At 69.9% G+C, this 24345-nt stretch carries 27 protein-coding genes and 1 tRNA gene; 11 read left to right on the forward strand and 17 right to left on the reverse strand.

Features of this window, described 5'->3' with window-relative positions; translation table 11 throughout:
• Position 1: 1 nt before the first annotated feature.
• The 3 genes from Q0568_RS08945 to Q0568_RS08955 form a co-directional block, all read right to left on the reverse strand.
• On the reverse strand, positions 2-145 hold the full coding sequence (locus Q0568_RS08945) for a hypothetical protein (protein ID WP_298865541.1): 144 nt from the start codon (positions 143-145) through the stop codon (positions 2-4).
• 10 nt (positions 146-155) lie between these two features.
• Positions 156-1208 carry a type II CAAX endopeptidase family protein gene (locus Q0568_RS08950; protein WP_298865543.1) on the reverse strand — a complete coding sequence of 351 codons (1053 nt, stop codon included), beginning with the start codon at positions 1206-1208 and terminating at the stop codon, positions 156-158.
• A gap of 82 nt (positions 1209-1290) precedes the next feature.
• Positions 1291-2199 (reverse strand): alpha/beta hydrolase, encoded by a 909-nt coding sequence (locus Q0568_RS08955; RefSeq protein ID WP_298865545.1) that lies wholly within the window; start codon positions 2197-2199, stop codon positions 1291-1293.
• A 63-nt stretch (positions 2200-2262) separates the two neighbouring features.
• Here Q0568_RS08955 and Q0568_RS08960 point away from each other — a divergent pair, with 63 nt between their 5' ends.
• The 4 genes from Q0568_RS08960 to Q0568_RS08975 all read left to right on the forward strand — a co-directional run bounded on the left by Q0568_RS08960 (position 2263) and on the right by Q0568_RS08975 (position 5699).
• The gene (locus tag Q0568_RS08960) at positions 2263-2799 is read left to right on the forward strand and encodes a TetR family transcriptional regulator (RefSeq protein WP_298865547.1); all 537 of its coding nucleotides are present in this window, start codon (positions 2263-2265) and stop codon (positions 2797-2799) included.
• 59 nt (positions 2800-2858) lie between these two features.
• Complete coding sequence (locus tag Q0568_RS08965; RefSeq protein ID WP_298865549.1) at positions 2859-3554, forward strand: response regulator transcription factor; 696 nt, start codon at positions 2859-2861, stop codon at positions 3552-3554.
• A gap of 14 nt (positions 3555-3568) precedes the next feature.
• Entirely contained in the window at positions 3569-5293 is a 1725-nt protein-coding gene (locus Q0568_RS08970) for an ATP-binding protein (RefSeq protein ID WP_298865550.1), read from the forward strand.
• A gap of 118 nt (positions 5294-5411) precedes the next feature.
• A complete protein-coding gene (locus Q0568_RS08975) occupies positions 5412-5699 on the forward strand; it encodes a WXG100 family type VII secretion target (protein WP_298865552.1) in 288 nt (95 codons plus the stop codon).
• 220 nt (positions 5700-5919) lie between these two features.
• Here the strand turns inward: Q0568_RS08975 and groL are convergent, their stop codons facing one another.
• From groL to Q0568_RS08995, 4 genes are all read right to left on the reverse strand, one after another.
• On the reverse strand, positions 5920-7536 hold the full coding sequence (gene groL / locus Q0568_RS08980) for a chaperonin GroEL (RefSeq protein WP_298865554.1): 1617 nt from the start codon (positions 7534-7536) through the stop codon (positions 5920-5922).
• 128 nt (positions 7537-7664) lie between these two features.
• Positions 7665-8255, reverse strand: a complete 591-nt coding sequence (locus tag Q0568_RS08985) for a LytR C-terminal domain-containing protein (RefSeq protein ID WP_298865556.1) — start codon at positions 8253-8255, stop codon at positions 7665-7667.
• 48 nt (positions 8256-8303) lie between these two features.
• Positions 8304-8561, reverse strand: a complete 258-nt coding sequence (locus tag Q0568_RS08990; RefSeq protein ID WP_298865558.1) for a DUF3263 domain-containing protein — start codon at positions 8559-8561, stop codon at positions 8304-8306.
• A 9-nt stretch (positions 8562-8570) separates the two neighbouring features.
• The gene (locus tag Q0568_RS08995) at positions 8571-9554 is read right to left on the reverse strand and encodes a DUF2332 domain-containing protein (RefSeq protein WP_298865560.1); all 984 of its coding nucleotides are present in this window, start codon (positions 9552-9554) and stop codon (positions 8571-8573) included.
• Positions 9555-9605: 51 nt separating this feature from the next.
• On the opposite strand from Q0568_RS08995, the gene msrB reads away from it, so the two are divergent.
• From msrB to Q0568_RS09010, 3 genes are read left to right on the forward strand one after another with little or no spacing between them, the layout of a single operon-like run.
• Entirely contained in the window at positions 9606-10010 is a 405-nt protein-coding gene (gene msrB, locus Q0568_RS09000; RefSeq protein WP_298865562.1) for a peptide-methionine (R)-S-oxide reductase MsrB, read from the forward strand.
• Positions 10007-10558, forward strand: a complete 552-nt coding sequence (locus Q0568_RS09005) for a nitroreductase family protein (protein ID WP_298865564.1) — start codon at positions 10007-10009, stop codon at positions 10556-10558. Before msrB ends, Q0568_RS09005 begins: the two co-directional genes overlap by 4 nt.
• A gap of 46 nt (positions 10559-10604) precedes the next feature.
• Positions 10605-11258 carry an SOS response-associated peptidase family protein gene (locus Q0568_RS09010; RefSeq protein ID WP_298865566.1) on the forward strand — a complete coding sequence of 218 codons (654 nt, stop codon included), beginning with the start codon at positions 10605-10607 and terminating at the stop codon, positions 11256-11258.
• 36 nt (positions 11259-11294) lie between these two features.
• Here Q0568_RS09010 and Q0568_RS09015 read toward each other — a convergent pair whose 3' ends face one another.
• The 3 genes from Q0568_RS09015 to Q0568_RS09025 all read right to left on the reverse strand — a co-directional run bounded on the left by Q0568_RS09015 (position 11295) and on the right by Q0568_RS09025 (position 12877).
• A complete protein-coding gene (locus Q0568_RS09015; RefSeq protein ID WP_298865568.1) occupies positions 11295-11768 on the reverse strand; it encodes a hypothetical protein in 474 nt (157 codons plus the stop codon).
• 127 nt (positions 11769-11895) lie between these two features.
• Positions 11896-11968, reverse strand: a tRNA-Thr gene (locus tag Q0568_RS09020).
• 45 nt (positions 11969-12013) lie between these two features.
• Entirely contained in the window at positions 12014-12877 is an 864-nt protein-coding gene (locus Q0568_RS09025; protein WP_366941384.1) for a thioredoxin domain-containing protein, read from the reverse strand.
• A 319-nt stretch (positions 12878-13196) separates the two neighbouring features.
• Here Q0568_RS09025 and ugpC point away from each other — a divergent pair, with 319 nt between their 5' ends.
• Complete coding sequence (ugpC, locus tag Q0568_RS09030; RefSeq protein WP_298865572.1) at positions 13197-14303, forward strand: sn-glycerol-3-phosphate ABC transporter ATP-binding protein UgpC; 1107 nt, start codon at positions 13197-13199, stop codon at positions 14301-14303.
• A gap of 124 nt (positions 14304-14427) precedes the next feature.
• Positions 14428-15735 carry a DUF4032 domain-containing protein gene (locus Q0568_RS09035; protein WP_298865574.1) on the forward strand — a complete coding sequence of 436 codons (1308 nt, stop codon included), beginning with the start codon at positions 14428-14430 and terminating at the stop codon, positions 15733-15735.
• A 47-nt stretch (positions 15736-15782) separates the two neighbouring features.
• Here Q0568_RS09035 and Q0568_RS09040 read toward each other — a convergent pair whose 3' ends face one another.
• From Q0568_RS09040 to Q0568_RS09060, 5 genes are all read right to left on the reverse strand, one after another.
• Positions 15783-16421 (reverse strand): NAD(P)-dependent oxidoreductase, encoded by a 639-nt coding sequence (locus Q0568_RS09040; protein ID WP_298865576.1) that lies wholly within the window; start codon positions 16419-16421, stop codon positions 15783-15785.
• A gap of 59 nt (positions 16422-16480) precedes the next feature.
• Positions 16481-17485, reverse strand: a complete 1005-nt coding sequence (gene rlmB / locus Q0568_RS09045) for a 23S rRNA (guanosine(2251)-2'-O)-methyltransferase RlmB (protein ID WP_298865578.1) — start codon at positions 17483-17485, stop codon at positions 16481-16483.
• Positions 17478-18872, reverse strand: coding sequence for a cysteine--tRNA ligase (gene cysS / locus Q0568_RS09050; protein ID WP_298865580.1), 1395 nt, complete (start codon positions 18870-18872; stop codon positions 17478-17480). Before cysS ends, rlmB begins: the two co-directional genes overlap by 8 nt.
• 48 nt (positions 18873-18920) lie before the next feature.
• Positions 18921-20090: a 2-C-methyl-D-erythritol 4-phosphate cytidylyltransferase gene (gene ispD / locus Q0568_RS09055; RefSeq protein WP_298865583.1), complete on the reverse strand. Its 1170-nt coding sequence runs from the start codon at positions 20088-20090 to the stop codon at positions 18921-18923.
• A gap of 101 nt (positions 20091-20191) precedes the next feature.
• Entirely contained in the window at positions 20192-20674 is a 483-nt protein-coding gene (locus Q0568_RS09060; protein WP_298865585.1) for a CarD family transcriptional regulator, read from the reverse strand.
• Positions 20675-20824: 150 nt separating this feature from the next.
• Here Q0568_RS09060 and Q0568_RS09065 point away from each other — a divergent pair, with 150 nt between their 5' ends.
• Complete coding sequence (locus Q0568_RS09065) at positions 20825-21370, forward strand: DNA modification methylase (RefSeq protein ID WP_298865587.1); 546 nt, start codon at positions 20825-20827, stop codon at positions 21368-21370.
• Positions 21371-21443: 73 nt separating this feature from the next.
• Here Q0568_RS09065 and Q0568_RS09070 read toward each other — a convergent pair whose 3' ends face one another.
• Positions 21444-22127, reverse strand: coding sequence for a response regulator transcription factor (locus tag Q0568_RS09070; RefSeq protein WP_298865589.1), 684 nt, complete (start codon positions 22125-22127; stop codon positions 21444-21446).
• Positions 22124-23365: an ATP-binding protein gene (locus Q0568_RS09075; protein ID WP_298865591.1), complete on the reverse strand. Its 1242-nt coding sequence runs from the start codon at positions 23363-23365 to the stop codon at positions 22124-22126. Before Q0568_RS09075 ends, Q0568_RS09070 begins: the two co-directional genes overlap by 4 nt.
• A gap of 185 nt (positions 23366-23550) precedes the next feature.
• On the opposite strand from Q0568_RS09075, the gene phoU reads away from it, so the two are divergent.
• Positions 23551-24270: a phosphate signaling complex protein PhoU gene (phoU, locus tag Q0568_RS09080; protein ID WP_298865593.1), complete on the forward strand. Its 720-nt coding sequence runs from the start codon at positions 23551-23553 to the stop codon at positions 24268-24270.
• The last annotated feature ends 75 nt before the right edge of the window (positions 24271-24345 follow it).

A 24345-nucleotide genomic window follows, 5' to 3' on the forward strand; every position in this document is an offset into this window, starting at 1 on the left:
GTCAGCTCGCGGCCCCCGCCGGCTCCTCGCCGGGCTTCAGCCCGCACCGCCAGCAGGGCGCGGAGAGGTCGTCGAGCAGGGCGCCGCACTCGGGGCACACCTGCGACAGCCAGCACGCGCTGTCGCCGCCCTCGTACTCGTCCATGCTCCGGATGCTACCCCTGCGGCAGCGGCACGGGGGCCGGCCGCAGCACGGTGCGAGTGCGCACCAGTCCGGTGCGCCGCTGCATCCACTCGATGATCCCGGCGTACACGACCATGGTGATCGCCGTCGTGACCACATCGATGGGCAGGCCCGTCGTGGCGTTCGCATCGGCCAGCCCGAACGCGCCGAGCAGGAAGGCCGAGACGTTGTTGACCGCGTGCAGCACGATGGCGGACTCCAGCCCGCCGGTGCGCCATACCAGCCAGGCCGCGGCCACGGCGAACACGGCCACGCTCAGCAGTCCCCATACGTCGTACAGATGCCCGAACACGAACAGCGGGATGGGAAGCAGGATCGGGAACAGCGGATGCTTCAGCCACGTGCCGATGGCCTGCATGAGGAACCCGCGGAAGACGTACTCCTCGGCGGCCGACTGCAGCGGCACCAGCAGCACGATCAGCAGCACCATCAGCCCCAGCCCTGGCTGGGAGGCGTCGGCCTCAATGCTCTCCCCGGTGGCGGCGGCCAGCGCCAGCGTGATCGCGGTCTGCACCGCGTACACGGCCAGCGCCACCAGCAGGCTGCGCCCGAGCCAGCCCCAGCGGATCCGCCCTGCCACCGAGAGCAGCAGGCCGACGCCCCGGCCGCCCAGCATCCTGGACGCCGCCAGGAGTGCCGGGATCATCAGGATCAGCGGCACGATCAGCACCAGGAATCCGGTGGGATCCGCCACCTCGAACGGCGGCACCTGCCCCCGCTCGAGCATCTCGAAAGCCGGGCTGAGGCCCGGATTCATCACCACGACGACCACCAGCGGAACCATGATCATGACGATCATCGCGAGGTACAGCGCGGCCGCGACGGCGGCGATGGCCAGTGGGCGCCACCACCGGGTCGGGCGAGAGCGTGCACGGTCCAGACGGTGGAAGGCCAGCTCCTCCGGCACGGGAGCCAGCAGCGTCACCTCCGGCACGAGCGGTGCGCCTGACGGCGCCGGAGGCGCGGGCGGCGGATACGCAGCAGGGATGCTGCGTGGGGCAGCAGGGTGGGTCTCGGAGGGCACCCTCCGATCCTCCCCGATCAGAGGGTTCACCGCATCCCGGTGACATGCGCGCGCCGCATCCCTCGTCCGGCCCGCGCCGCGTTCACACCTCGTCGGAGGCGGCCTCAGCGGTGCTGCCGACCGTCGCGAACCACTCCAGGGTGTGCCGGGCGACCTCATCGGGCGCGTCGTCGGTGAGGAAGTGCGAGGCGCCGTCCACGAACGCCAGCGAGAATCGGTCCGCCCGGCGCTCCTGGTCACGGCAGATGTGGCGGACCAGCTCCTCGGGGAACGGTCCGTCCTGCCGGCCGAACAGGGCCAGGGTGGGCGGACGCAGTCGCATCCGCCGGTACTCGCCGGCGGCGAGCGCCATCACCTCCGGGACGATCAGGCCGCGATACATCGCCGCGACGGCGCGACTCACCTCAGGACGCCTCTGCACCCGCAGATAGCCGTCGAGGTCCTCCTCGCCCAACGGCCGTGCCAGGTACTTCTCGGAGAAGAGATGCCGCAGGGAGCCGCCCTCCCTGTGCATCAGCATCCGTGGCATGTGGGAGAAGGCCGGCAGCAGCCGCGGCGTGAAGATCATGAATGCCGGCGGCACGGAGCACTGGACGGCGGCGCGGACCCGCTCCGGATGCCGGTACGAGAGCTGGTGGGCGATGACAGCACCGAAGTCATGGCTGAGAAGGCTCGTGCGGCCGATCCCGAGGACGTCGAGCAGCGCCACGATGTCGTCGACGACCGAATGGCGCCGGAAGCGCGGGTCCTCGGCCGCCGTCCAGCCCGCACCTCGCAGGTCCGGGCAGATCACGCGATACCCGGCGGAGGCGATCCGGGGAGCGATGGCACGCCACTGCCACCAGTGCTCTGGGAACCCGTGCAGCATGAGCACCGGCTCTCCCTCCCCGATCACGGCGACGTGCGTGCGCAACCCGGGCGTCTGCACGATGTGATGCTCGAAGCCCGCGGCCTCCGGCAGCGGCGGATCCCACTCCCTGTGCTCTTCCATGCGCACACGCTACTACGTTCATAGTGTTTTGTCACTAGAGAAGTAGTTGCGTAGTCTCGAGCTGTGAGCAGGACCCGCGATCAGGCGCTGGATGCCGCCGTGATGCTGATCGGCGCCGAGGGCATTCGCGCACTCACGCACGGCCGCGTGGATGCCGCCGCCTCCCTGCCGCCCGGATCCACCTCCAACCATTTCCGCACCCGCGCCGCGCTCGTGGCCGGTGTCGCCGAGTGGATCGCGCGACGCGAGCTGGGCGATGCCGGCGTGCCCGAGATCACCACGCGCGACGAGCTCGTCGACGCGCTCACCCGCATGGTCGAGGTGCAGTCCGGGCCGCTGTCCGCGCGAACCCGGGCCAGGTACGCGCTGTTCCTGGAGACCGACGACGATGCCGTGCGTCCGCTGCGCGAGCAGCGCGCCGGCATGGAGGCCTGGCTGCGCAGCATCCTCTCCCGGCTCGGCGGCGACGCCGCGGCGAGCCGCACCGCCTTCCTGATGGCCGCCGCCGACGGGCTGCTGCTGCACCGCATCACGGTCGACCCGGCGGCTCCGATCGTCGACGTGATCACCCGCGCGGTCGATGCGTCGCTGGGGCACTGACCTTGAGCTCTCGCGCGCCCAATCAGCGCGTACAAGGACGAAGTCACCATAATGGGGGCATGACTGATGCGCGCATCCTGGTCGTCGACGACGAACCGAACATCCGCGACCTGCTCTCCCGGGGTCTCAGCTTCGCCGGGTTCAAGGTGAAGACCGTCGCCAACGGCGCGGCGACCATCTCGGCCGTCCTCGAGGAGGAGCCGGACCTGATCATCCTCGACGTCATGCTGCCCGACATGAACGGCTTCAGCGTGACCAAGCGACTGCGAGGGGCGGGGTTCACCGCCCCCATCCTGTTCCTCACCGCCAAGGACGACACGCAGGACAAGATCGAGGGTCTGAACGCCGGCGGTGATGACTACGTCACCAAGCCGTTCGCGCTCGACGAGATCGTGGCGCGCGCACAGGCCATCCTGCGCCGCACCATGCAGAACGACGACGAGGAGGCGCTGATCCGCGCCGGCGAGCTGTCCATGGATCAGGACACTCACGACGTGTTCGTCGGCAAGGTGCCGATCGAGCTCAGCCCGACGGAGTTCAAGCTCCTGAAGTACCTCATGCTCAACCCCAACCGCGTGCTATCCAAGGCGCAGATCCTCGACCACGTCTGGGAGTACGACTTCAACGGCGACGCCGGCATCGTGGAGAGCTACATCTCGTACCTGCGCCGCAAGATCGACCCGCACACCGAGGAGTCGCTCATCCAGACCAAGCGCGGCTTCGGCTACATGCTCAAGGTCGGCAAGTCCGCCTGAGCACGGGGACGGGCATGGCACGCGGCTCAGACGCCGTCACCACCTGGTGGCGGCGGATAAGCCTGCGCGCCAAGGTCACCGGCGTCACCGTCGCGGTGCTCGCCCTGGGGCTGGTGGTCGCGGGGATCGGAACCGTCCCGATCCTGCGCAACGCGATGATCAACAACATCGACTCGCAGCTGCCGTCGCTGGCGACGACGGGGCAGGCGGAGCGGTTCTTCGACGTCACCGTCGAGGGCGGAAGGCTGGTCTTCCAGCCGAAGGCGGATGCTCCGCGCGCGACCGACTTCGTGGTGGCCTTCTACACGACCACCGGTGATCCCATCGCCCAGGCCGGAGGCCGCAGCGATGATCACCGCCCGGCCTTCCCCGCGAAGATCGACCTGCAGACCGCGCTGGCGAAGGCCGACCAGGTGATCCCGCTGCAGGCATCCGACGGCGACACGTATCACGCGGCCGTCTCGCCGCGTCCGCTGGAGACCGTCCCCGGCGTGACGTACGTGCAGATGGTGGCCCTGCCGCTGGAGGAGGCCGACAACATCGTTGGCACGTACTTCGCGGTCTACACGGTGGTGGCGCTCGTGACGATCCTGCTGGCGGCGCTGCTGATCCGCGGCCTGGTGACGCTGACGTTCCGCAGGCTGGGGCACGTGGAGTCCACGGCCATGGCCATCGCCGCCGGCGATTTCAGCCAGCGCCTGACCGATCTGGAGCCCACCACCGAGGTCGGGCGGCTCAACGCCGCCATCAACACCATGCTCGAGCGGGTGGACCGCTCGCTCGCGCAGCGCGACCGCACCGTGCAGAACATGCGCCGCTTCATCGGCGACGCCAGCCACGAGCTGCGCACACCGCTGGTGAGCGTGCGCGGCTACGCCGAGCTGTACCGGATGGGCGCCATCAGCGGCGACGAGGACACCGCCAGGGCCATGGAGCGCATCGAGAAGGAGGCCATCCGGATGGGGGTCCTGGTCGAGGACCTCCTGGCGCTGGCACGTCTGGACGAGGACCGCGAGAAGCAGCTCGAGATCATCCCGATCGACCTGCGCCCGGTCGCCCGCGACGCGGCATTGGATCTGCGGGTCACCTCCGCCGGCCGCACGATCACGGTGATCGACACCACCGCCGAGGATGCGGAGCCTCCGCACCCCCGTCCTGCGGCGCCGCCGGCGCCCGCGCCGGCCCCGCCCACGGCATCCCTCCCGGCCCCGCGCCGCACGGCGGCGGCGCTGGGGCGTCTGCGACGCCGGGGGAAGCCCGCGCCCGCAGTGCCGTCCATCGACTTCAGCGAGGCGACGGATGCCCCGGTGCGCACACCCCCGATCGTGCTGGGCGAGGAGAACAAGGTGCGTCAGGTCGTGACGAACCTCCTGGGCAACGCCCGCCGCTACTCCCCCGAGAACGGCCCCATCGAGCTCGTCGTCGGCGCCGACCGGCGCCTCGGCGTGGGCACCATCGCCGTCGTCGACCACGGCGAGGGCATCCCGCCGCAGATCCGCGAGCACATCTTCGAGCGCTTCTGGCGCGCGGACACCTCCCGCGCGCGTGAGACCGGCGGGGCGGGCCTGGGCCTGGCCATCGTCGCCTCGATCCTCGAGTCGCTGCACGGCTCGGTGCGCGTCGAGGAGACCCCGGGCGGCGGCGCGACCTTCATCGTCTCGCTCCCGCTGGCGCCCGCCCAGGCGACACCCGCGCACCTGCTGGAGGAGACGCAGCCGCTGGACCGGCTGGACCTCTGAGCGCACTCCTGTGCACATTCCGGGAACCCGGGGGACTTGTGCACAGACGCCGGGTTTCCGGCCTCGCGGCCTTCTCGGACGCTCCTAGAGTCGGAAGCCCGTCGAGAGGAGATATCCCATGTCCGTCTTCACCGTTGACACCGATGCCGTCCAGTCCGCGAACGGTGCGGCCCGTGCCACCATGGAGCGCCTGCAGAGCGAATCCAGCGCGCTGATGGCGCAGCTGACGCAGCTGCAGTCGTCGTGGACCGGTTCCGCATCGCTGGCGTTCCAGCAGTGCAGCGAGCAGTGGCGCGGTGCGCAGCTGCACGTCGAGCAGGTGCTGGCGTCCATCAGCACGGCGCTCGGCTCCGCCGCCAGCCAGTACGCGGATGCCGATCAGTACTCCGCGAGCCTGTTCCACTGAGCTCTCAGGTCCTGGGTCGCTGAGCCTGTCGCTTGTACTGAGCGAGCGTCAGCGAGTCGAAGTGAAGCGTCGCAGAACGCAGAACGCCCCCTGCACGAAGCAGGGGGCGTTCCGTCTGGCAGTGAGAGCCGGCCGCGGTCGGGGTTTCGACTCGCTCCGCTCGCTCAACCTTGACCCGACTCGGACTCAACGCTGCTTCGCAGCATTGAGTCCTCGCGCGTCAGAAGTCCATGCCACCGGTCGGGTCGGCCGGAGCGGCGGCAGCCTTCTCCGGCTTGTCGGCCACGACGGCCTCCGTGGTCAGGAACAGGCCGGCGATCGACGCGGCGTTCTGCAGCGCCGAACGGGTGACCTTGGCCGGGTCGATGATGCCCTGTGCGAACATGTCGCCGTACTCACCGGTGGCGGCGTTCAGGCCCTGGCCCGAGGGGAGCTCGGAGACCTTGTGCGCGACCACGCCCGGCTCGAGGCCGGCGTTGAGGGCGATCTGCTTCAGCGGGGCCTCGATGGCCACCTTGACGATGGAGACACCGGTCGCCTCGTCGCCGTCCACCTCAAGGGTGTCCAGCGCCTTCGCCGACTGGATGAGCGCGACGCCACCACCGGGGACGATGCCCTCCTCGACAGCCGCCTTCGCGTTGCGGACGGCGTCCTCGATGCGGTGCTTGCGCTCCTTGAGCTCGACCTCGGTGGCCGCGCCCGCCTTGATGACGGCCACGCCGCCGGCGAGCTTGGCGAGGCGCTCCTGCAGCTTCTCGCGGTCGTAGTCGCTGTCGGTCTTCTCGATCTCGCGACGGATCTGGGTGACGCGACCCTCGATCGTCGCAGCCTCACCGGCGCCCTCGACGATGGTGGTCTCGTCCTTGGTGACGATGACCTTGCGCGCACGGCCGAGCAGGTCGAGGGTGGTGTTCTCGAGCTTGAGGCCGACCTCCTCGGTGATGACCTGGCCGCCGGTCAGGATCGCGATGTCCTGCAGCTGGGCCTTGCGACGGTCGCCGAAGCCCGGAGCCTTGACGGCGACGGACTTGAAGATGCCGCGGATCTTGTTCAGCACGAGCGTCGCGAGAGCCTCGCCCTCGACGTCCTCGGCGATGATGACGAGCTCCTTGCCGTCCTGGATCACCTTGTCGACGACCGGCAGCAGGTCCTTGATGTTGCCGATCTTCTGGTTGGCGATGAGGATGTACGGGTCCTCGAAGACGGCCTCCTGGCGCTCCGGGTCCGTGACGAAGTACGGGTTCAGGTAGCCCTTGTCGAAGCGCATGCCCTCGGTGAGCTCGAGCTCGGTGCCGAAGGTCTGCGACTCCTCGACGGTGACGACGCCCTCCTTGCCGACCTTGTCGATGGCCTCGGCGATGAGCTCGCCGATGGCAGGGTCAGCGGCGGAGATGGATGCGGTGGCGGCGATCTCCTCCTTGGACTCGATCTCCTTGGCGCTGGCGAGCAGGTCGGCGGTGATGGCCGCGACGGCCTTCTCGATGCCCTTCTTCAGGCTGATGGGGTCGGCGCCGGCTGCGACGTTGCGCAGGCCCTCGCGGACCAGTGCCTGGGCCAGGACGGTCGCGGTGGTGGTTCCGTCACCGGCGACGTCATCGGTCTTCTTGGCGACCTCCTTGACGAGCTCCGCACCGATCTTCTCGTACGGGTCGTCGAGCTCGATCTCCTTGGCGATGGAGACGCCGTCGTTGGTGATCGTGGGGGCGCCCCACTTCTTCTCCAGCACGACGTTGCGACCGCGCGGGCCGAGGGTCACCTTGACCGCGTCGGCCAGGATGTTCAGGCCGCGCTCGAGGCCGCGACGGGCCTCCTCATCGAAAGCGATGATCTTTGCCATGAGTCTTTCGTCCCTCCCGGACGTAGGCGATGTGGTTAGCACTCAGAGTGTTCGAGTGCTAACACTCAGTCTGGCACTCGACCCATGAGAGTGCAAGCCGTGCGGGAGGGGCGTTCGCCCAGCGCGGATCAGCCCGCCGGCGTCTCGTCGCCGGCGCTCGGTGCGGGGCTGTTCGTGCCCACGAGGTTCTTGCCCACGACCACGGTCAGCTGCGGCCTGTCATTGCCGTTGGAGGAGGCGTAGTGGTCGTTCTGCTCGATCTCCGCACCGCCGAGCACCTCGGCCACGCCCAGGGCGGCGGCCTCGTCCTCCTTCTTCACGTAGAAGACGGTCGTCTTGTCGAACGACGTGGAGGAGTTGTCGCTGCCGAACACGTCGGCGCCTGCCCAGCCCTGGTCGATGAGCTTCTGGCGCACCTGGTCGACCACGCCGGTCTGCGGCGTGGCGTTCAGGATGAGCACCTGGTACGAGGTGTCGATCTTCGCCAGGACGCCCGGCGTCTGCGTCGCGACCGGCGCACCCGCGCCGCCGCCCAGATCGATGCGCCCCATCAGCACCAGCGAGATGAAGATCCCCACGGCGATGAGCACCAGCGCGGCGGCGGCGGACCACAGCAGCGCGACGAGCCCGTTGATTCCCGGCTGCTCGGCGCGGTGCGCTCCCACACGTCCGGTGGTGCGCGGAATCTCGTCGAATCGGTCGCGTGGGGGGTGTGGCACCCCTCGATGCTAGCCGCCCGATCCGGGGAATGCGCTGGGCTGACGCGCTCAGCCGACGAATCCGCGCAGCCGCGCGGAGCGCTGGCGCCCCCTGGCGTCGCGCAGCCGGCGGAGCCGTCGCACCAGGAGCGGGTCGAACGCCAGCGCCTCCTCGGTCTCGATGAGGCGGGCGAGCAGCTGGTAGTAGCGCGCGGGGCTCATGCCCAGCTGGGTGCGGATGGTCTCCTCCTTCATCCCGCTGTGCCGCGGCCACGCCGCCTCCAGCGTCAGGATCGCACGGTCGCGATCGGAGAGTTCACCCAGCATGGGATCAGGCTACGCGGCATCCGAGGCGTGGTCCGCGCGCCACTCCCACCAGCGTCCCAGCGGATCGGCCTCGGCCAACTGCGTGCCGTCCAGCCCCACGCCGAAGCCGTCGTCATCCGCCGCCGACCATCCCTCGTGCAGGCGGACGGGGTCGATGGTCACCCACCGCGCATCATCCACAGCGCGGATGCCGGCGATGAGCTCCTCGCGCGCCGCGCGCGGCAGGTAGACCAGCATCCCCGGCGTGGTGATCACGAGCGTCGCGTCGCGGGGCGCGGATGCCGCCAGCTTCGCCAGCCGCGCCTTCGCGTCGCCCGCCAGGATCCGCGGCGGGGAGGCCCGGGCGATGTCGACGGCGGCGGCGATGCGCGTGGCGCGATCGGTCTCCCCCGGCCAGATCTGCGCCCGGATCCACGCCCGATCAGCGGCCGAGCGCACGTCGACGGGTGCGAGGTCGATGCCGGCGCGCCAGACGATCTCGGGCATCCGAAGCGTCGGCAGCGATCCGCGCACGACGCTGGTGAGCACGACTCGGGATGCCCCGGACGCGGGGTCCAGGCGGGCGCGCTCCGCGCCGGAGGCATCCGTGAAGCGGTACGAGAACCGGTCCGGGTACAGGCACAGTCCCGCAGCGGCACCCAGCTCCAGCAGTGCGATGGGTCCGTCGATCAGGCCCAGCACCGGCAGCAGCGCCGCCATGCGCAACGGCTCGTTGGCCTGCACCGTGCGCTGCGAGCACTCCGCCACGACCTCTTCGGAGTGCGCCAGCACGAACGCCCGCCACTGGGCGTAGTCGCCGTCGGCGGCGCCGAGCAGCCTGGTCACGGCGAACACCAGGGGCGGCTGCCGATGCTGCGGCGGGATGCGGGCCAGCAGCGCCTGCATCCCGGCATCCGCCACGACTCCCGCCGCCCACCGGGCGTACACGTCGCTGCGACCCGGCGCCTCGTGCAGGGCGAACCTGGAGAAGCGCTCGCGCACGGCATCCGTCATGCCTCCATTCTCACCGACCCGGAACACGTCCGAACAGGGGAGAATGGATGCATGGCTTACAGCGTGAACAAGACCGAGGCCGAGTGGCGCGAGCAACTCGGCGACGACCAGTACGCCGTGCTGCGCACGGCGGCGACCGAGCGCCCCTGGACGGGTGACCTGCTCGACGAGAAGCGCGACGGCTTCTACCACTGCGGCGGATGCGGCGCGGAGCTGTTCCGCAGCGGCACGAAGTTCGAATCCGGCTGTGGCTGGCCGAGCTTCTACGAGTCGGTGCGTCCCGAGGCCGTGAAGCTCATCGAGGACCACACCCTCGGAATGGAGCGCACGGAGGTCAGGTGCGCGGCGTGCGGCTCGCACCTGGGCCACGTCTTCCCCGACGGCTTCGGCACCCCCATCGGCGACCGCTACTGCATGAACTCGCTGGCGCTGACCTTCACTCCCGACGAGTCGTGAGCGCGCTCGAGGCGATCCTGCGGCGCACCTCCTGGTCGAAGGTCACCGCGGACGCCCCGACACGCGAACAGCTCCTGCCGCTCATCGAGGCGGCGGGGCGCGTCGCCGACCACTCCTCACTGCACCCGTGGCGGCTGATCGAACTGCGCGGCGACGACAGGCTCGCCCTGGGTGCGGCCATCGCCGAGACGAACGGCGACTCCGAGCCATCGGCCAAACCGCTGCGTGCCGAGCTGCTGATCGCCGTGGTGGTCTCGTACCGCGCCAGCGAGAAGGTGCCGCACTGGGAGCAGGAGGCGTCGGCCGCCGGTGTGGCGCACATGCTGAGCCTGCTGCTGGACGAGGCCGGCTGGGGTGTGATCTGGCGCACCGGCGGGTACACCCGCAGTGAGCCCGTCGCGCGCGTGCACGGCCTGGGTGCGGACGAGCGGCTGCTGGGCTGGCTGTACGTCGGCGGCAAACCGGAGGGCCGCGATCCGGGGCGGCGGAAGACCGTGGATGCCGATGCCGTGCTGAGCCGGATGCCGGGAGCCGCTGCCCGGGGCTGATGCGTCGGGGCTGACGGATGTCGGTGGTCGCGGCTAGCCTTCAGGCATGTGCGCGAGCTACGGACTCGACCCCCGCTTCACGGATGCCGAACTGCTGGCAGAGGCCGATGAGGCCGTGCTGGAGGGGCTGCGCTCCTGGGCGGAGAGGAACGCCGGCGAGACGCTGCGTCCGACCGGTCGGAACCTGCGCAACCTGAATCCGGTGATCGTCGACGATGACGACTCGCCGGTGCTGGAGAGCGCCTGGTGGGGCTATCTGGTCGACGGCGCCCCTGCGCGGTTCCCGTCGATCAACACGCGCTCCGAACGCCTGCAGGACCGGCCCGGCGGGCTGCGGTCACGGGCGATCGCGCCCGCCACCGGTTGGTACGAGCTGCAGAAGCCCGACCGCATCTGGCACGAGTTCGGGCTCGGTGCCGGGGTGGCCTTCGGCATGGCCGCCGTCACGCAGCGCGGCCGCACGCCCGACGGAGAATGGACCACGTGCTACTCGATCGTGATGCGACCCGCACCCGAGCACCTTGCCGCGCTGCACGATCGCGTGCCGGTGCTCATCCCCACCGCGTTCGCGCAGGACTGGCTGAGTGCAGAGCCGTCGCGCGAGCTCATCGACGAGGCGCTGCTCGCAGCGGCATCCCTCGACCAGCGCCTGCGCGCCGAGCCCCGCCCGAACGACCGCGGCGACGGGATGCTGTTCTGACGCGCGGGTGCTCGCCGCAGCCCGCTCGCCGCGAACTCACGAGTGGCGGACCTGCTCGGTGAACTCCTGGACGGTGACGCCACTCGGGAGGGCGATCGTGACGTGATCGTCGGTCGACGGCTCCATGACCCTCACGGCGGACACCAGCCTGTCGCCGACCTTGATCGCCAGTCGGGCGTCGTCGCCGGCCTTGCTCGCTGCCGTGGACGATGCCGTGAGCACGGCCGCGCCATCCGGGGTCAGCTCGAGCTCGACGGCGTTCCCCGACTGCCCATCGGCCGTAGAGACGGACTTCAGGCCGACCGTCTCGAAGTCGCCGTCGGCCACACGGACGTGTTCGCCGTTGATCTCCACACAGTCCGGTGAAGAGCCGGTGGCGCAGGTCTGCGCCACGGCCACCTCGATGGTTCCGCCGGTTGCCGACGAATCGCCCGCACCGCCCTGAGCGCAGCCGCTCAGCACGAGTACGGCAAGTGCTGCAGCCGCTCCCCACGTACGCCGAATCCTCATGATCCGTCCTCCTCGGCTCAGGGGTTCCCCCGTCCACAGACTAGGGCGCTCCGCGCTGGCCGTCGAGAGGACGACCGCGATGACGGGATGCTGCTCCGATCGGCGCTGCGATGCAGCGCTCACACTGAGCCGACTGCGGGACTCGAACCCGCGACCGCCTGTTTACAAGACAGGTGCTCTACCAGCTGAGCTAAGTCGGCGAACCGTCACAAGCATAGCGACGGACGCGGCACGCGACGCACGGGTCAGGACGCGGGCGTCTCGCTGGGGACGGGCGTGGCAGGCGGCGTGGGCGTCGGCGTCGGGTCGACCGCGCCGTAGTACTGGTCGCTTGCCGTCGTGAGCACGAACTGCGAGAACTCCGCCGGGTCGTTCAGCGCGCCGACGTAGGCCTCGCCGCCCACGACGATGAGTGCCTCGTTGTTGAGCTTGAGGTTCTTCGAGCCGGGCAGCGGACCCTTGAGCGCGCGCTCGGTGGCATCCTTCGCCCATCCGACGAAGTCCTCGCCCTCGATGCAGGAGCGCACCTTCTTGACGTTCTGCACACCGACGGCGACCGCGAGGTCGGCCAGCTGCACATCGGTGCGTCCGTCGCTGTCGACCTTGGGCTGGTCGGTGAGCAGCTCGTGGTTGTAGTCGAAGAACTGGTCGGGCGAGTACGTCACCACGCACGCCGCAGCGGATGCCGCTCGCTGGGAGTACTTCGTGCCGTTGGAACTGGCGGTGAGCAGCGCGATCGGGTGGTACGTGACCGTGACCGCACCCTGCTTGATCCAGCTGGCCAACTGCCTGGCATTGGCCTTCTCGAACTCGGACGCTCCGGCCGACAGGTAATCCACGTAGATGTGGATCTCCGTCGGCTCGGCCGCCTTCTCGGTGGTCTTCGGCGTGGGCGTCGCCGCGGCCGAGGTCGGCGACGGCGAGGCCGCAGGAACCGACCCGGTTGTGCCCGAGGCCAGCGTCACGTCGTTGACGGTCACGCCGTCGCCGGTCATGCCGCTCGGGCTCAGCTCGGGCTTGGACATCGAGGAGCCGACGGCGAAGGCCACCGCCGTGCCCACGGCGCCGACGGCCACCGCGACGATGAGACCGATGATGACGCGTCGCATCAGACGCGCGCGGGACTGCCGCGCGTGGACTTGCTGGGCCTTCTCCCGCACCGCTTCACGCGAGTTGCGAGCGGTAGGGACGTTCGGCGTTTCGTCGCTCGACATCGTTCCTCTTGAAAGATCGTGTGGGACGGGTGATCCCGTGGCCGCTACGGGCGCGGCATCGGTTTCGATGTTACGGAGGCTGTCTGGGAAATACCCAGAAGCGCCCAGCCATGCCATACTGATCTCGACCCGACGACGGGTCACGGTGGACGTTCGCCCACCGCTTCCATCACAACGGATCGTCCGGCACGTACCTGCCGGTGAAGGAGAAACAATGGCAACCGTTACGTTCGACGAGGCCACCCGCATCTACCCGGGCGGAACCCGCCCCGCGGTCGACAAGCTGAACATCGACATCGCCGACGGCGAGTTCCTCGTTCTCGTCGGCCCCTCCGGCTGCGGAAAGTCCACCTCGCTGCGCATGCTGGCCGGTCTCGAAGAGGTCAACGCCGGCCGCATCCTGATCGGCGACCGCGACGTCACCGACGTGCCGCCGAAGGACCGCGACATCGCGATGGTGTTCCAGAACTACGCGCTGTACCCCCACATGACCGTCGCCGAGAACATGGGCTTCGCCCTGAAGATCGCCGGCGTCGGCAAGGAGGAGCGCGCGGCCCGCGTCCTCGAGGCCGCCAAGCTCCTCGACCTGGAGGAGTACCTCAACCGCAAGCCGAAGGCCCTCTCGGGTGGTCAGCGTCAGCGCGTCGCCATGGGCCGCGCCATCGTCCGCCAGCCGCAGGTGTTCCTCATGGACGAGCCGCTGTCGAACCTCGACGCCAAGCTGCGCGTGCAGACCCGTACCCAGATCGCGTCGCTGCAGCGTCGCCTGGGCGTCACCACCGTGTACGTCACGCACGACCAGACCGAGGCTCTGACCATGGGCGACCGCATCGCGGTGCTCAAGGACGGCATCCTCCAGCAGGTCGGCACGCCGCGCGACCTGTACGAGACCCCCAGCAACGTGTTCGTCGCCGGCTTCATCGGCTCCCCCGCCATGAACCTCTTCGAGCTCTCTCTGGCCGAGGGCGGCGTGCAGTTCGGCACCAAGGTCGTCGCGACCGAGGCATCGGCCGTCGCCAAGGCCAAGGGCAGCACCGTCACCGTCGGCATCCGCCCCGAGGACGTCATCGTCAACCCCGAGGACGGCCAGGGCCTGCAGGTCACCGTCGACCTCGTCGAGGAGCTCGGCGCCGACGGCTACCTCTACGGCCACAGCGAGATCAACGGCAAGCGCACCGACCTCGTCGCACGCGTCGACGGCCGTCGCCACCCCAACGCCGGTGAGAAGATCACCCTCGCGCCGGTCGCCGGTCACGTGCACCTGTTCGACATCGAGTCGGGCGAGCGCCTCAACGAGAAGCCGATCGTCTCGGCATCCTGATCATCAGGCACTGCGGCGCGGGTCGATCCTCACGGGTCGCCCGCGCCGCGGCGTTTCCGGCGCGGCGCCCTGATGCGGCATCCGCTCCCGACGGCACGACCCCTCTCCACGGCACGGAGGAAGCATGAAGAAGCAGTCGCTGCGGATCAGCGCCAGCGAGATCGACCCCGGCCTGCTGTCGCTGCCGTGGCGGATGCCGCTGGGGAAGTGGCCCTCGGAGCACATCGTCTCGCTCCCGAAGGGCCTCTCACGCCACCTGGTGCGCTTCGCCGACCTGTCCGGCCGCGTCGTGGCCGTGAAGGAGACCACCGAGGAGATGGCCCAGCGCGAGTACGAGATGCTGGGCAGCCTCGCGAAGCTCGATGTGCCGTGCGTGAACCGCGTCGCCGTGATCGCCGGGCGCGTGGACGGCGACGGCAAGCCGCTGCCGGCGGCGCTGGTGACCTCGCACCTGCGCTTCTCGATGCCGTATCGCGCGCTGTTCACCCAGGTGCTGCGCCCCGACACCGCCGGACGCCTGGTGGACGCCCTCGCGCTGCTGATGGTGCGCCTGCACAACGTCGGCTTCTACTGGGGCGACGTGTCGTTGTCGAACACGCTGTTCCGCCGCGATGCAGGCGCGTTCGCAGCGTACCTGGTGGATGCCGAGACCGGTGAACTCCACGAGGAGGGCCTGACCACCGGCCAGCGCGAGTACGACCTGGAACTGGCCCGCACCAACATCGCCGGCGAGATCATGGATCTCGCCGCCGGCGGACGCCTGGAGCACGGCGTGGATGCGCTGGAGATCGCCGACGGCATCGTCTCGTCGTACCGCTCGCTGTGGACCGCGCTCACGGACGAGGAGTCGTTCGACGTCGATGAGGCCTGGCGCATCACCGAGCGGGTGCAGAAGCTCAACGAGCTGGGCTTCGACATCGACGAGATGTCGATGGTGACGACCGAGGACGGCACCTCCGTGCGCATCCAGCCGAAGGTGGTGGATGCCGGGCACCATCAGCGTCGGCTGATCCGGCTGACCGGGCTGGACGTCGAGGAGAACCAGGCCCGTCGCCTGCTGAACGACCTGGACGAGTTCCACGCCCGTTCCAAGAAGGATCTGGGCGACGAGGAGATCTACGCTCACGAGTGGCTCACGCGCGTGTTCGAGCCCGTCGTGCGCGCCATCCCCTACGACCTGCGCGCCAAACTGGAGCCCGCCGAGGTGTACCACCAGGTGCTGGAGCACCGGTGGTACCTCTCGCAGGCGCAGGGCCGCTCCGTGCCGCTGGCGGAGGTGCTGACCAGCTACATCAACGACGTGCTGCGGCACCGCCGCGACGAGGCGACGATCATGGGCCCGCCCACCGAGACCATGAGCCTGCCGGTGATCACGGGAGCGGTGGGCGTGTCCGATGACACCGCCGCGATCGATTGGCGCGACCTGGTCTAGCCCTTCGGCAGGCTCAGGACCCGGCGGAACCCGGATCCCGGTCGGGCTCAGTACCCGACGGCGAAGCGGTCGCGGCGGTGCTGGGGCGACTCGATCTCGTCGACGACGGCGATCGCGAAGTCAGCGCCCGAGATCGTGGAACTGCCGTCGGCCGCGCGCACCAGCACGTCGCCGCCGTCACGGTACGACCCGGTGCGCTCGCCCTCCGCCCACGGGCCGAAGACCTCGGCGGGGTGGATGAAGAACCAGTCCAGATCATCCGTGCCCTGCAGCAGCTCGAGCGAGTCGATGCCGACCTGCGCCTCGTGCTTGTACTCCTCGGGGAAGCCCTGATCGAACAGCCGCGGGCCGCCGGGCGCCACCAGGCTGCCGCCCGCGCCGCCCACGACGCCGAGGCGGGTCGGCGTGCCGGACAGCTTGGCGATCAGCCCGCGGAGAGCGTCGAGCACCTTGTCGGTCATGTCGCCGCGCGGCGAGAGGGACGAGACCACGGCATCCGCTCCGTCGAACACGTCGCCCAGCGAGCCCAGGTCGAGGACGGAGCCCTGCACGTACTGCACGCCGTCGACGGGAGCGTCGGCGGCCTTCCGCGAGATCACCACGACCTCGTTGCCGCGTGCAGCCGCCTCGCGGGCGATGTGCGCGCCGGCGTAGCCGGTTCCTCCGATGACGACGATGCGAGCCATGTGCGTTCCTTCCGGGTCTGCGGGTGAGTCCGTCAGGAACAAGGCCACGCCGCCGGGAGTTATTCCCGTTCGCTGCGAACCGTGGACACCTGGTACAGCGCGACGGATGCCGCGATGCCCGCGTTCAATGACTCGGTGGCCGCCGAGATCGGGATCGACACGATCTGGTCGCAGGTCTCCGCAACCAGGCGCGAGAGACCCTTGCCCTCGGAGCCGATGACGATCACCACGGGCCGATCGGCGAGCTGCAGCTTCGGCAGCATGACGTCGCCGTGTCCGTCCATGCCCAGCACGAACACGCCCTGCTTCTTGAACTCCTTCAGCAGCGAGGTGAGGTTCGAGGCCAGCGCGACGGGCAGGCGCGCGGCGGCGCCGGCGCTGGTCTTCCACGCCGCCGAGTTCACACTGGCGGAGCGGCGCTGCGGCAGGATGATGCCGTGCCCGCCGAACGCGGCCGTGGAGCGGATGATGGCGCCGAGATTGCGTGGATCGGTGATGCCGTCCAGCGCCACGAACAGCGGGTTCTCACCGCGATCGATGACCTTCTCCAGCAGATCCTGCGGGTGCGCGTACTCGTACGGCGGCACCTTCAGCGCGACGCCCTGGTGCACGCCGTCGAAACCGGCCATGCGGTCCAGCTCCTGACGGGTGACCTCCATCATGGGGATCTCGCGGTGCCGGACGATGGCCAGCATCTCCTTGACGCGGTCGTCCATCTCCACGCGCTGGGCGATGTAGAACGCCGTCGCGGGGATCTTCGTGCGCAGCGCCTCGAGCACGGAGTTGCGCCCGGTGACGGTCTCGGTGTCGTCGGAGGACTTCGAGCCGCGTGCCGACCGGTTCATGTTCGACTGCGACCGCGACCCGCCGGGCCGGCCCTTGCCGCCGGCTGCGGCGTACCGCTCCTGGGCGGCCTTGCGCTTGCCGGCGACGTGCCAGCTGCGGTCCTCCGCCTTCGGCGTGGGGCCACGACCCTCGAGCGCCTTGCGGCCGAGGCCGCCGGTGCCCTTCGAGGCGCCCTTCTTCTTGCTGTTGCCCGCTCCGGGGCGGCCGGGCTTAACCATCGATACTCCAATGCGTTCCGTCCGGAGTGTCCTCCAGAGTGATTCCCGCCGCGGCGATCGCATCGCGGATGCGATCCGCCGCGGCCCAGTCCTTGTCGGCGCGCGCCTGCGCGCGCTGGTCGATCATCGTCTGCACGAGCGCGTCCAGTGCGGATGCCGAGGCATCCGCTTCCTCGCTCGCGCCGGGGATCTCGTCGATGCCGAGCACCGCCGTCATGGCGGTCACCTCGGCGAGCGCCCGGCGCGCGGCATCCGCATCACCGCGGTCCAGCGCGGCGTTGCCCGCGCGCACGGTCTCATGCAGCACGGCCAGTGCCTGCGGCACGCCCAGGTCGTCGTCCATCGCCTCGGCGAAGGCATCCGGCACGGCGGCAGCCTCGACGTCGTCGCCCGAGCGCTGCGCGCGCTCCACGAACCCGCGGATGCGGCCGAGCGCCGCCTCCGCCTCCGCCAGCGTCGACTCACCGAGGTCCAGACTCGACCGGTAGTGCGCTGCGGCCAGCGCGTAGCGCGCCACCAGCGGATCCACGCCGTCCAGGAAGTCGGATGCCAGGGTGAAGTTGCCCAGCGACTTCGACATCTTCTGCCCGCCGACGGTCACCAGGCCGTTGTGCACCCAGTACCGTGCGAAGCCGTCTCCGGCTGCGGTGGACTGTGCGAGCTCGTTCTCGTGATGCGGGAAGCGCAGGTCGAGGCCGCCGCCGTGGATGTCGAACTCCGCGCCGAGGTACCGCTTGGACATCGCCGAGCACTCGATGTGCCATCCGGGACGCCCGGCGCCCCAGGGCGACGGCCACACCGCATCCGCCGGCTCGTCGGCCTTGGCACCCTTCCACAGGGCGAAGTCCTGCGGGTTGCGCTTGCCGCGCGGATCCGCGTCGGCGGCCGGCTCCATGGCATCCACGCCCTGATGCGTGAGCGACCCGTAGTCGGGCCAGGAGCGCACGTCGAAGTACACGTCGCCCGAGCCGTCGGGAGCCGCGTACGCGTGCCCGCGGTCGATGAGCTCGGCGATCAGTGCGTGCATCTGCGGGATGAACCCGGTCGCGCGCGGCTCGTAGGTGGGGGGAAGGATGCCGACGGCGGCATATGCTGCGGTGAACTCCTTCTCCATCCGGTATGCCAGCGCCCACCAGGGCTCGGTCTCGGTGGCGTTCACGAGGATCTTGTCGTCGATGTCGGTGACGTTGCGCACGAAGGTGACCCGCCCGAAGCGGTGCGCAAGCCAGCGGCGCAGGATGTCGAAGCTCAGCGCCGCGCGGACGTGCCCGATGTGGGGGCCGGACTGCACTGTGGGCCCGCAGACGTACATCGTCACGTTCGAGGAGTCGAGCGGAACGAAGTCGCGCAGCAGCTGTGCGCGGGTGTCATACAGGCGGATCGTCACCGCACAAGACTACCGGGGCGGCGTCCTGCGTACCTGGCAGTTCCGCGCTCAGCGCTGCGGCAGCACCAGCGCGACGGCGGTGACGGCGATGCCCTCGCCACGACCGGGGAAGCCCAGCCCGTCGGTGGTGGTCGCCGAGACCGAGACGGATGCCCCGCCCAGGGCCTGGGAGAGGGCGCGCTCGGCCTCGACGCGACGGGCCGAGAAGCGCGGGCGGTTGCCCTGGAACTGCACGGAGACGTTGCCGATCGTGAAGCCGGCATCCGCCAGCATCCGCGCGGTGCGGCCCAGGAAGACATCGGCGTGCGCGCCGGCGTACTCGGGATGCGCGGTGCCGAAGTGCGTTCCGATGTCGCCCAGGCCCGCCGCGCCCAGTAGCGCGTCGACGATGGCGTGCGTGACGGCGTCGCCGTCGGAGTGTCCGGACAGCGGCTGCTCACCCGGCCATTCCAGCCCCGCCAGCCACAGGTTCCCCTCGCCGCCGAACGCGTGCACATCGGTGCCGATCCCGATCCTCGGCGCCGCAGGCGCCGGCATCAGCAGCGTGCGCGCGCGCTGCAGGTCGGCCGGGGTGGTGATCTTGAACGCGCGCTCGGAACCGCGGATGCTGCGCACCTCTCCCCCGGCCGCGGCGAACAGCGCGGCGTCGTCGGTGTGCTCGTCCGCTGACGCGCGCGCCCGCGCGTACGCGGCATCCAGCGCCTGACGCGGGAACCCCTGCGGCGTCTGGGCCGCGGCCAGCACGGAGCGGTCGACCGCCGCGAGGACGACATCGCCGTCCACCCGCTTGAGCGTGTCCACGACCGGCAGAACGGGGAGGATCCCGGCATCCGTCACGGACTCCGCCACTGCGTCGATCTGGGCCGGCGGTGTGAGGGCGCGAGCGGCGTCGTGCACGAGCACGGTGCAGATGCCGGCATCCAGCGCCGCAAGTCCCGCTGCGACGGACTGCTGCCTGGTCGCGCCGCCGGTGACCACGCGCGTGGAGCCGGCGCGCTCCCCGGCGGCATCCGCCAGCTCGTCCGCCACGTCCTGCTCGTACCCGGCCGGGGCGACCACGATCACCTGCATGGGTGCTGCGGCGAACACGCCGTCCAGGGCGTGCCGCAGCACGGAGCGGCCGTCCAGGTCGACGAGCGCCTTCGGTGCGCCGGCGCCGAGCCTGGTGCCGGATCCGGCGGCGACGACGATGATCGCTGTGGTGGGTGCTGCTGTCACGCTCTCACGGTACCGTGCGGCTCCGAGCGCCTGCAGACGCGATGAGGGCGGATGCCGCAGCATCCGCCCTCATTCGAACTCCGGTCTTGAGCGACGTGCGCTCAGGAGGCGAGCACCTCGTCGAGCAGCTCGCCGGCCTTCTCCTCGTCGATCTTCTCGGCGAGCGCGAGCTCGGAGACGAGGATCTGGCGAGCCTTCGCCAGCATCCGCTTCTCACCGGCCGACAGCCCGCGATCCTGATCGCGGCGCCACAGGTCGCGGACGACCTCGCTCACCTTGATGACATCCCCCGACGCCAGCTTCTCGAGGTTCGCCTTGTAGCGACGCGACCAGTTGGTCGGCTCCTCGGTGAAGGGTGCGCGCAGCACCTCGAAGACGTGGTCGAGCCCCTCCTGGCCGATGACGTCGCGAACGCCGACCAGGTCGACGTTCTCGGCGGGGACCTCGATGATGAGATCGCCCTGCGTGACGTTCAGCTTCAGATACTTCTTCGTCTCTCCCTTGATCACGCGGTCCTTGACCTCGATGATCGTCGCAGCCCCGTGGTGCGGATAGACGACGGTTTCGCCAACCTCAAAAAGCATAAAAACGTGTCCTTTCGGCAATCTCCAGAATACCACAGGAGTTATGCACTAAAGTTCGCGCCGACGCGCCCCGCGCCGGTCTCCGTCCCGTGGGAGCGCCCCGAACCCACTACACTTGAGCAGGACACCCGTCGCATATCAGGAGGATCCGTGAACTCGCGCTCTGCTGCGTCCATCGCTCCGCGTCTCATCGCCGCCGTCGCACTCGGCGCAGCCGTCATGCTCGGCACCGCGGGCTGCACGTTCATCACTCCGCAGGACACCGCGAACATCTCCGCGGTCAGCGACGGCGTGAACGTCCCGTCGACGGGCGGTCCCGTGGTCGTGCGCAACGCGCTGATCGTCGCCACCGATGACGGCTCGGACGGCAACCTCGTCGCAGCCCTCGTCAACGAGAGCGACAAGAGCGCGTCCGTCGCCATCGACGTCAAGGGCCACCAGTACACCGTGCGCGTGCCCGCCGGTGAGCGCGTCAGCCTCGGCGCCGACGAGGATCCGCTGCTGATCGAGGGCCTGGACGTCAAGCCCGGCGCCACCGTCGAGGTGCTGTTCCAGTCCGGCGGCGACGACGCCGAGCCCGTCAAGATCCCCGTGCTCGACGGCACCGAGCCGTTCTACAAGGACCTGGTGCCCTCACCGAAGCCGACTCTCGAGCCCGCCGGCACGCCGACGCCCACCGAGACGCCCGCGTCCTGACGGCGATCCAGACTCCACGGCAAGAGGCCGGTCCGCACGGACCGGCCTCTTCCGTATTCCGGAGCGAAGGCCCTCAGGCCTCGAAACGGTAGCCCAGTCCGCGCACGGTCACCAGCATCACGGGGTGGCCTGGATCCTTCTCGATGCGGGAGCGGATGCGCTTGATGTGCACGTCCAGCGTCTTGGTGTCGCCGAAGTAGTCACTCCCCCACACCCGGTCGATGAGCTGGCCGCGCGTGAGCACACGTCCGGCGTTGCGCATGAGCACCTCGAGGAGTTCGAACTCCTTCAGCGGCATGCTGATCTCGCCGCCGTCGACCGACACGGCGTGCCGGTCGATGTCCAACCGCACCCGTCCGCCGTCCAGGACACGCTCATCCAGCTCGGCCTCCGCCTGCGCCGCGCGGCGCAGCACGGCGCGCATGCGCGCCAGCAGCTCGCGCGATGAGTACGGCTTGGTGATGTAGTCGTCGGCGCCCAGCTCCAGCCCGACGACGATGTCCACCTCGGAGTCCTTCGCGGTGAGCATGATGATCGGCACGGACGAGGTCTGGCGCACCTGGCGGCACACCTCGGTGCCCGGCATGCCGGGGAGCATGAGATCGAGCAGGATGATGTCGGCTCCGCGCTCCCGGAACGCCTCGAGCGCCCCTGGTCCGTCCTCGCCGATCTCCACCTCGTACCCCTCCCGGCGCAGCAGGTACGCCAGCGGGTCGGCCAGGTCGGGCTCATCCTCGACGAGCAGGATGCGGGTCATGCGGGGTCTCCGTTCCTGGTGGCATCACGGCGCGCGTCATCCCTGCGGGTGCGCGCTGTGGCCGTCTTCTTCCTGTGCTTCTTCTTGCGCCTCTTGGAGGCCTTGTCACCGGCATCCGGTGCGTCGATCCGGGGCAGGCGCATGGTGAAGGTCGATCCCTTTCCCGGACGCGACCACAGCAGCACCTCGCCGCCGTGACGCTGGGTGGCGTGCTTGACGATCGAGAGACCCAGTCCCGTGCCGCCGGTGCGACGCGAGCGCGCCTCGTCGGCGCGGTAGAACCGCTCGAAGATGCGGTCGCGGTCTGCCTTGGAGATGCCGATGCCCTGATCGGCGACGGCGATCTCGACGACGTCGCCGTCGACCTTCACGCCCACGCCCACGCGCGATCCGCGCGGCGAGTACACGATGGCGTTCGCCAGCAGGTTGCCCACCGCTTCGACGAGCACCTGGGACTCGCCACGCACCCATGCGCCGCGGTCACCGCCCCGGGTGAGCTCGACACCGGCGGAGTCGGCCTGCACGGCATGCGCCTCGACGGACGCGCGGACGACCTCGTCGATGGAGACCGGCTCGGCCTGGGCCATGCCCTCGGCGGCCTGCAGCCGGGACAGGCTCATGATGCGGCTCGTGAGCTCGGCCAGCCGCTCGGCCTCGGCGGTGATCCGGCCGGCGAACCTGCGCACCTGGTCAGGGTCGTCGGCAGCGGACTCGATGGCCTCGGCCAGCAGACTCACCGACGCGACAGGCGTCTTCAGCTCGTGACTGGTGTTGGAGACGAAGTCCGTGCGCATCTGGTCCAGGCGCTCGCGCTCGGTGACGTCGCGGATGATGAGCAGCGTCAGCCGCGGGCCGACGACGCTGGCTCGCGCGGAGACCATGCGGGGGTCCAGCGTGGCGCGGGAGGTGAGGCGCAGCGCCTCCGTCGAGCTGACGCCCCGGTCCCGCACGCCGCGCACCAGTCTGCGCAGCTCGGGGTTCTCGAGCACCGTGCCGACGCTGATGTCGAAGCGGGCGGCGGCCCTGGTCGCCGCGACCACCAGACCGGATGCCGACAGCACGGCCGCGGCGTCGTCCATCCCCTCCAGCACCTGGGTCATGCCCGCGGGGATCGCGGCGGAGGTCTCCTGCACGGATTGCGCGCGCACGCGGTACGCCCAGGTCACCAGCATCACCACGCCCGCGCCGATGACGACGCCGATGGCGAGCGCGAACAGCGCGAGCTGGGGTGCGGGCATGCCTCCAGCGTAGGGGCACAGCGGGCGCTCATCCGCCGTTCAGTGCGGCTTCATACCCCGGTGAGGGGAGTATTCGCGATCGAGACACCATTCGTTAACCTTCGACGGCGATGATCGAGCCCGGCTCGCGTCCGCGCGTGCCCGTGCGGCATCCATGCCCGCCCCTGACGAAAGGTTGCGCCGACATGCGCGAAGTCTTCCACCAGTCCCTCGAGGAGCTGCAGTCCCGCCTGGCGCAGATCGCCGACCTCGTCTCGGATGCCATCGAGAAGGCCACCATGGCGTTCGCGTCCAGCGACGTCGCGCTGGCCGAGGAGGTCATCGCGAACGACGCCCTGATCGACGAGCTCGCGGTGGCGCTGGACGAGCAGGCCATCGAGATCCTCGCCCGCCAGCAGCCCGTCGCCCGCGACCTGCGCATCGTCATCACGGCACTGCGCGTGAGCGCGTCGCTGGAGCGCATGGGCGACATGGCCGAGCACATCGCCCAGCTGGCCCGCCTGCGCTTCCCCGAGCGCGCCATCCCCAAGGGCCTGAAGGGCACGTTCCGCCGCATGGGCGAGCTGGACGTCGAGATCTCGCGGACCCTCGCGCAGCTGCTGCGCACGCAGGACCTGCGCTTCGCCGACGCGATCCGCAACGCCGACGACGACGTGGACGAGCTGCACGCCAGCGTGTTCGAGAAGGTGCTCAGCGACAACTGGAAGGGCGAGGCCACCGCGACCGTCGACGCCACACTGGCCAGCCGCTACCACGAGCGCTTCGCCGACCACGCCGTCGCCGTCGCGAAGAAGGTCGTCTACCTCGCCACCGGCGACTGGGCCGTGGACGAGGACGACATCGCGCAGGCCGCCCTGGCCGCCGAGCCGCAGGCAGCCGACTCCTCCGCATCCCCGCAGTCCTGAGCGCCGAGACCCCTCCTGATTGTCGAGACCCCTCATGATCCGCGCGGATCAGGAGGGGTCTCGACGCTGCTGAGG

Origin of the sequence: uncultured Microbacterium sp., from assembly GCF_937927635.1 — a bacterium.
GTDB lineage: Bacteria > Actinomycetota > Actinomycetes > Actinomycetales > Microbacteriaceae > Microbacterium.

Excerpts from the sequence above, each read along its gene's own strand:
- Q0568_RS08945 (WP_298865541.1), bottom strand. The coding sequence starts at position 145 with ATGGACGAGTACGAGGGCGGCGACAGCGCGTGCTGGCTGTCGCAGGTG.
- Q0568_RS08955 (WP_298865545.1), bottom strand. The coding sequence starts at position 2,199 with ATGGAAGAGCACAGGGAGTGGGATCCGCCGCTGCCGGAGGCCGCGGGC.
- Q0568_RS08965 (WP_298865549.1), top strand. The coding sequence starts at position 2,859 with ATGACTGATGCGCGCATCCTGGTCGTCGACGACGAACCGAACATCCGC.
- Q0568_RS08970 (WP_298865550.1), top strand. The coding sequence starts at position 3,569 with ATGGCACGCGGCTCAGACGCCGTCACCACCTGGTGGCGGCGGATAAGC.
- Q0568_RS08975 (WP_298865552.1), top strand. The coding sequence starts at position 5,412 with ATGTCCGTCTTCACCGTTGACACCGATGCCGTCCAGTCCGCGAACGGT.
- groL (WP_298865554.1), bottom strand. The coding sequence starts at position 7,536 with ATGGCAAAGATCATCGCTTTCGATGAGGAGGCCCGTCGCGGCCTCGAG.
- Q0568_RS08990 (WP_298865558.1), bottom strand. The coding sequence starts at position 8,561 with ATGCTGGGTGAACTCTCCGATCGCGACCGTGCGATCCTGACGCTGGAG.
- Q0568_RS08995 (WP_298865560.1), bottom strand. The coding sequence starts at position 9,554 with ATGACGGATGCCGTGCGCGAGCGCTTCTCCAGGTTCGCCCTGCACGAG.
- msrB (WP_298865562.1), top strand. The coding sequence starts at position 9,606 with ATGGCTTACAGCGTGAACAAGACCGAGGCCGAGTGGCGCGAGCAACTC.
- Q0568_RS09010 (WP_298865566.1), top strand. The coding sequence starts at position 10,605 with ATGTGCGCGAGCTACGGACTCGACCCCCGCTTCACGGATGCCGAACTG.
- Q0568_RS09015 (WP_298865568.1), bottom strand. The coding sequence starts at position 11,768 with ATGAGGATTCGGCGTACGTGGGGAGCGGCTGCAGCACTTGCCGTACTC.
- Q0568_RS09025 (WP_366941384.1), bottom strand. The coding sequence starts at position 12,877 with ATGCGACGCGTCATCATCGGTCTCATCGTCGCGGTGGCCGTCGGCGCC.
- ugpC (WP_298865572.1), top strand. The coding sequence starts at position 13,197 with ATGGCAACCGTTACGTTCGACGAGGCCACCCGCATCTACCCGGGCGGA.
- Q0568_RS09035 (WP_298865574.1), top strand. The coding sequence starts at position 14,428 with ATGAAGAAGCAGTCGCTGCGGATCAGCGCCAGCGAGATCGACCCCGGC.
- Q0568_RS09040 (WP_298865576.1), bottom strand. The coding sequence starts at position 16,421 with ATGGCTCGCATCGTCGTCATCGGAGGAACCGGCTACGCCGGCGCGCAC.
- rlmB (WP_298865578.1), bottom strand. The coding sequence starts at position 17,485 with ATGGTTAAGCCCGGCCGCCCCGGAGCGGGCAACAGCAAGAAGAAGGGC.
- Q0568_RS09060 (WP_298865585.1), bottom strand. The coding sequence starts at position 20,674 with ATGCTTTTTGAGGTTGGCGAAACCGTCGTCTATCCGCACCACGGGGCT.
- Q0568_RS09070 (WP_298865589.1), bottom strand. The coding sequence starts at position 22,127 with ATGACCCGCATCCTGCTCGTCGAGGATGAGCCCGACCTGGCCGACCCG.
- Q0568_RS09075 (WP_298865591.1), bottom strand. The coding sequence starts at position 23,365 with ATGCCCGCACCCCAGCTCGCGCTGTTCGCGCTCGCCATCGGCGTCGTC.
- phoU (WP_298865593.1), top strand. The coding sequence starts at position 23,551 with ATGCGCGAAGTCTTCCACCAGTCCCTCGAGGAGCTGCAGTCCCGCCTG.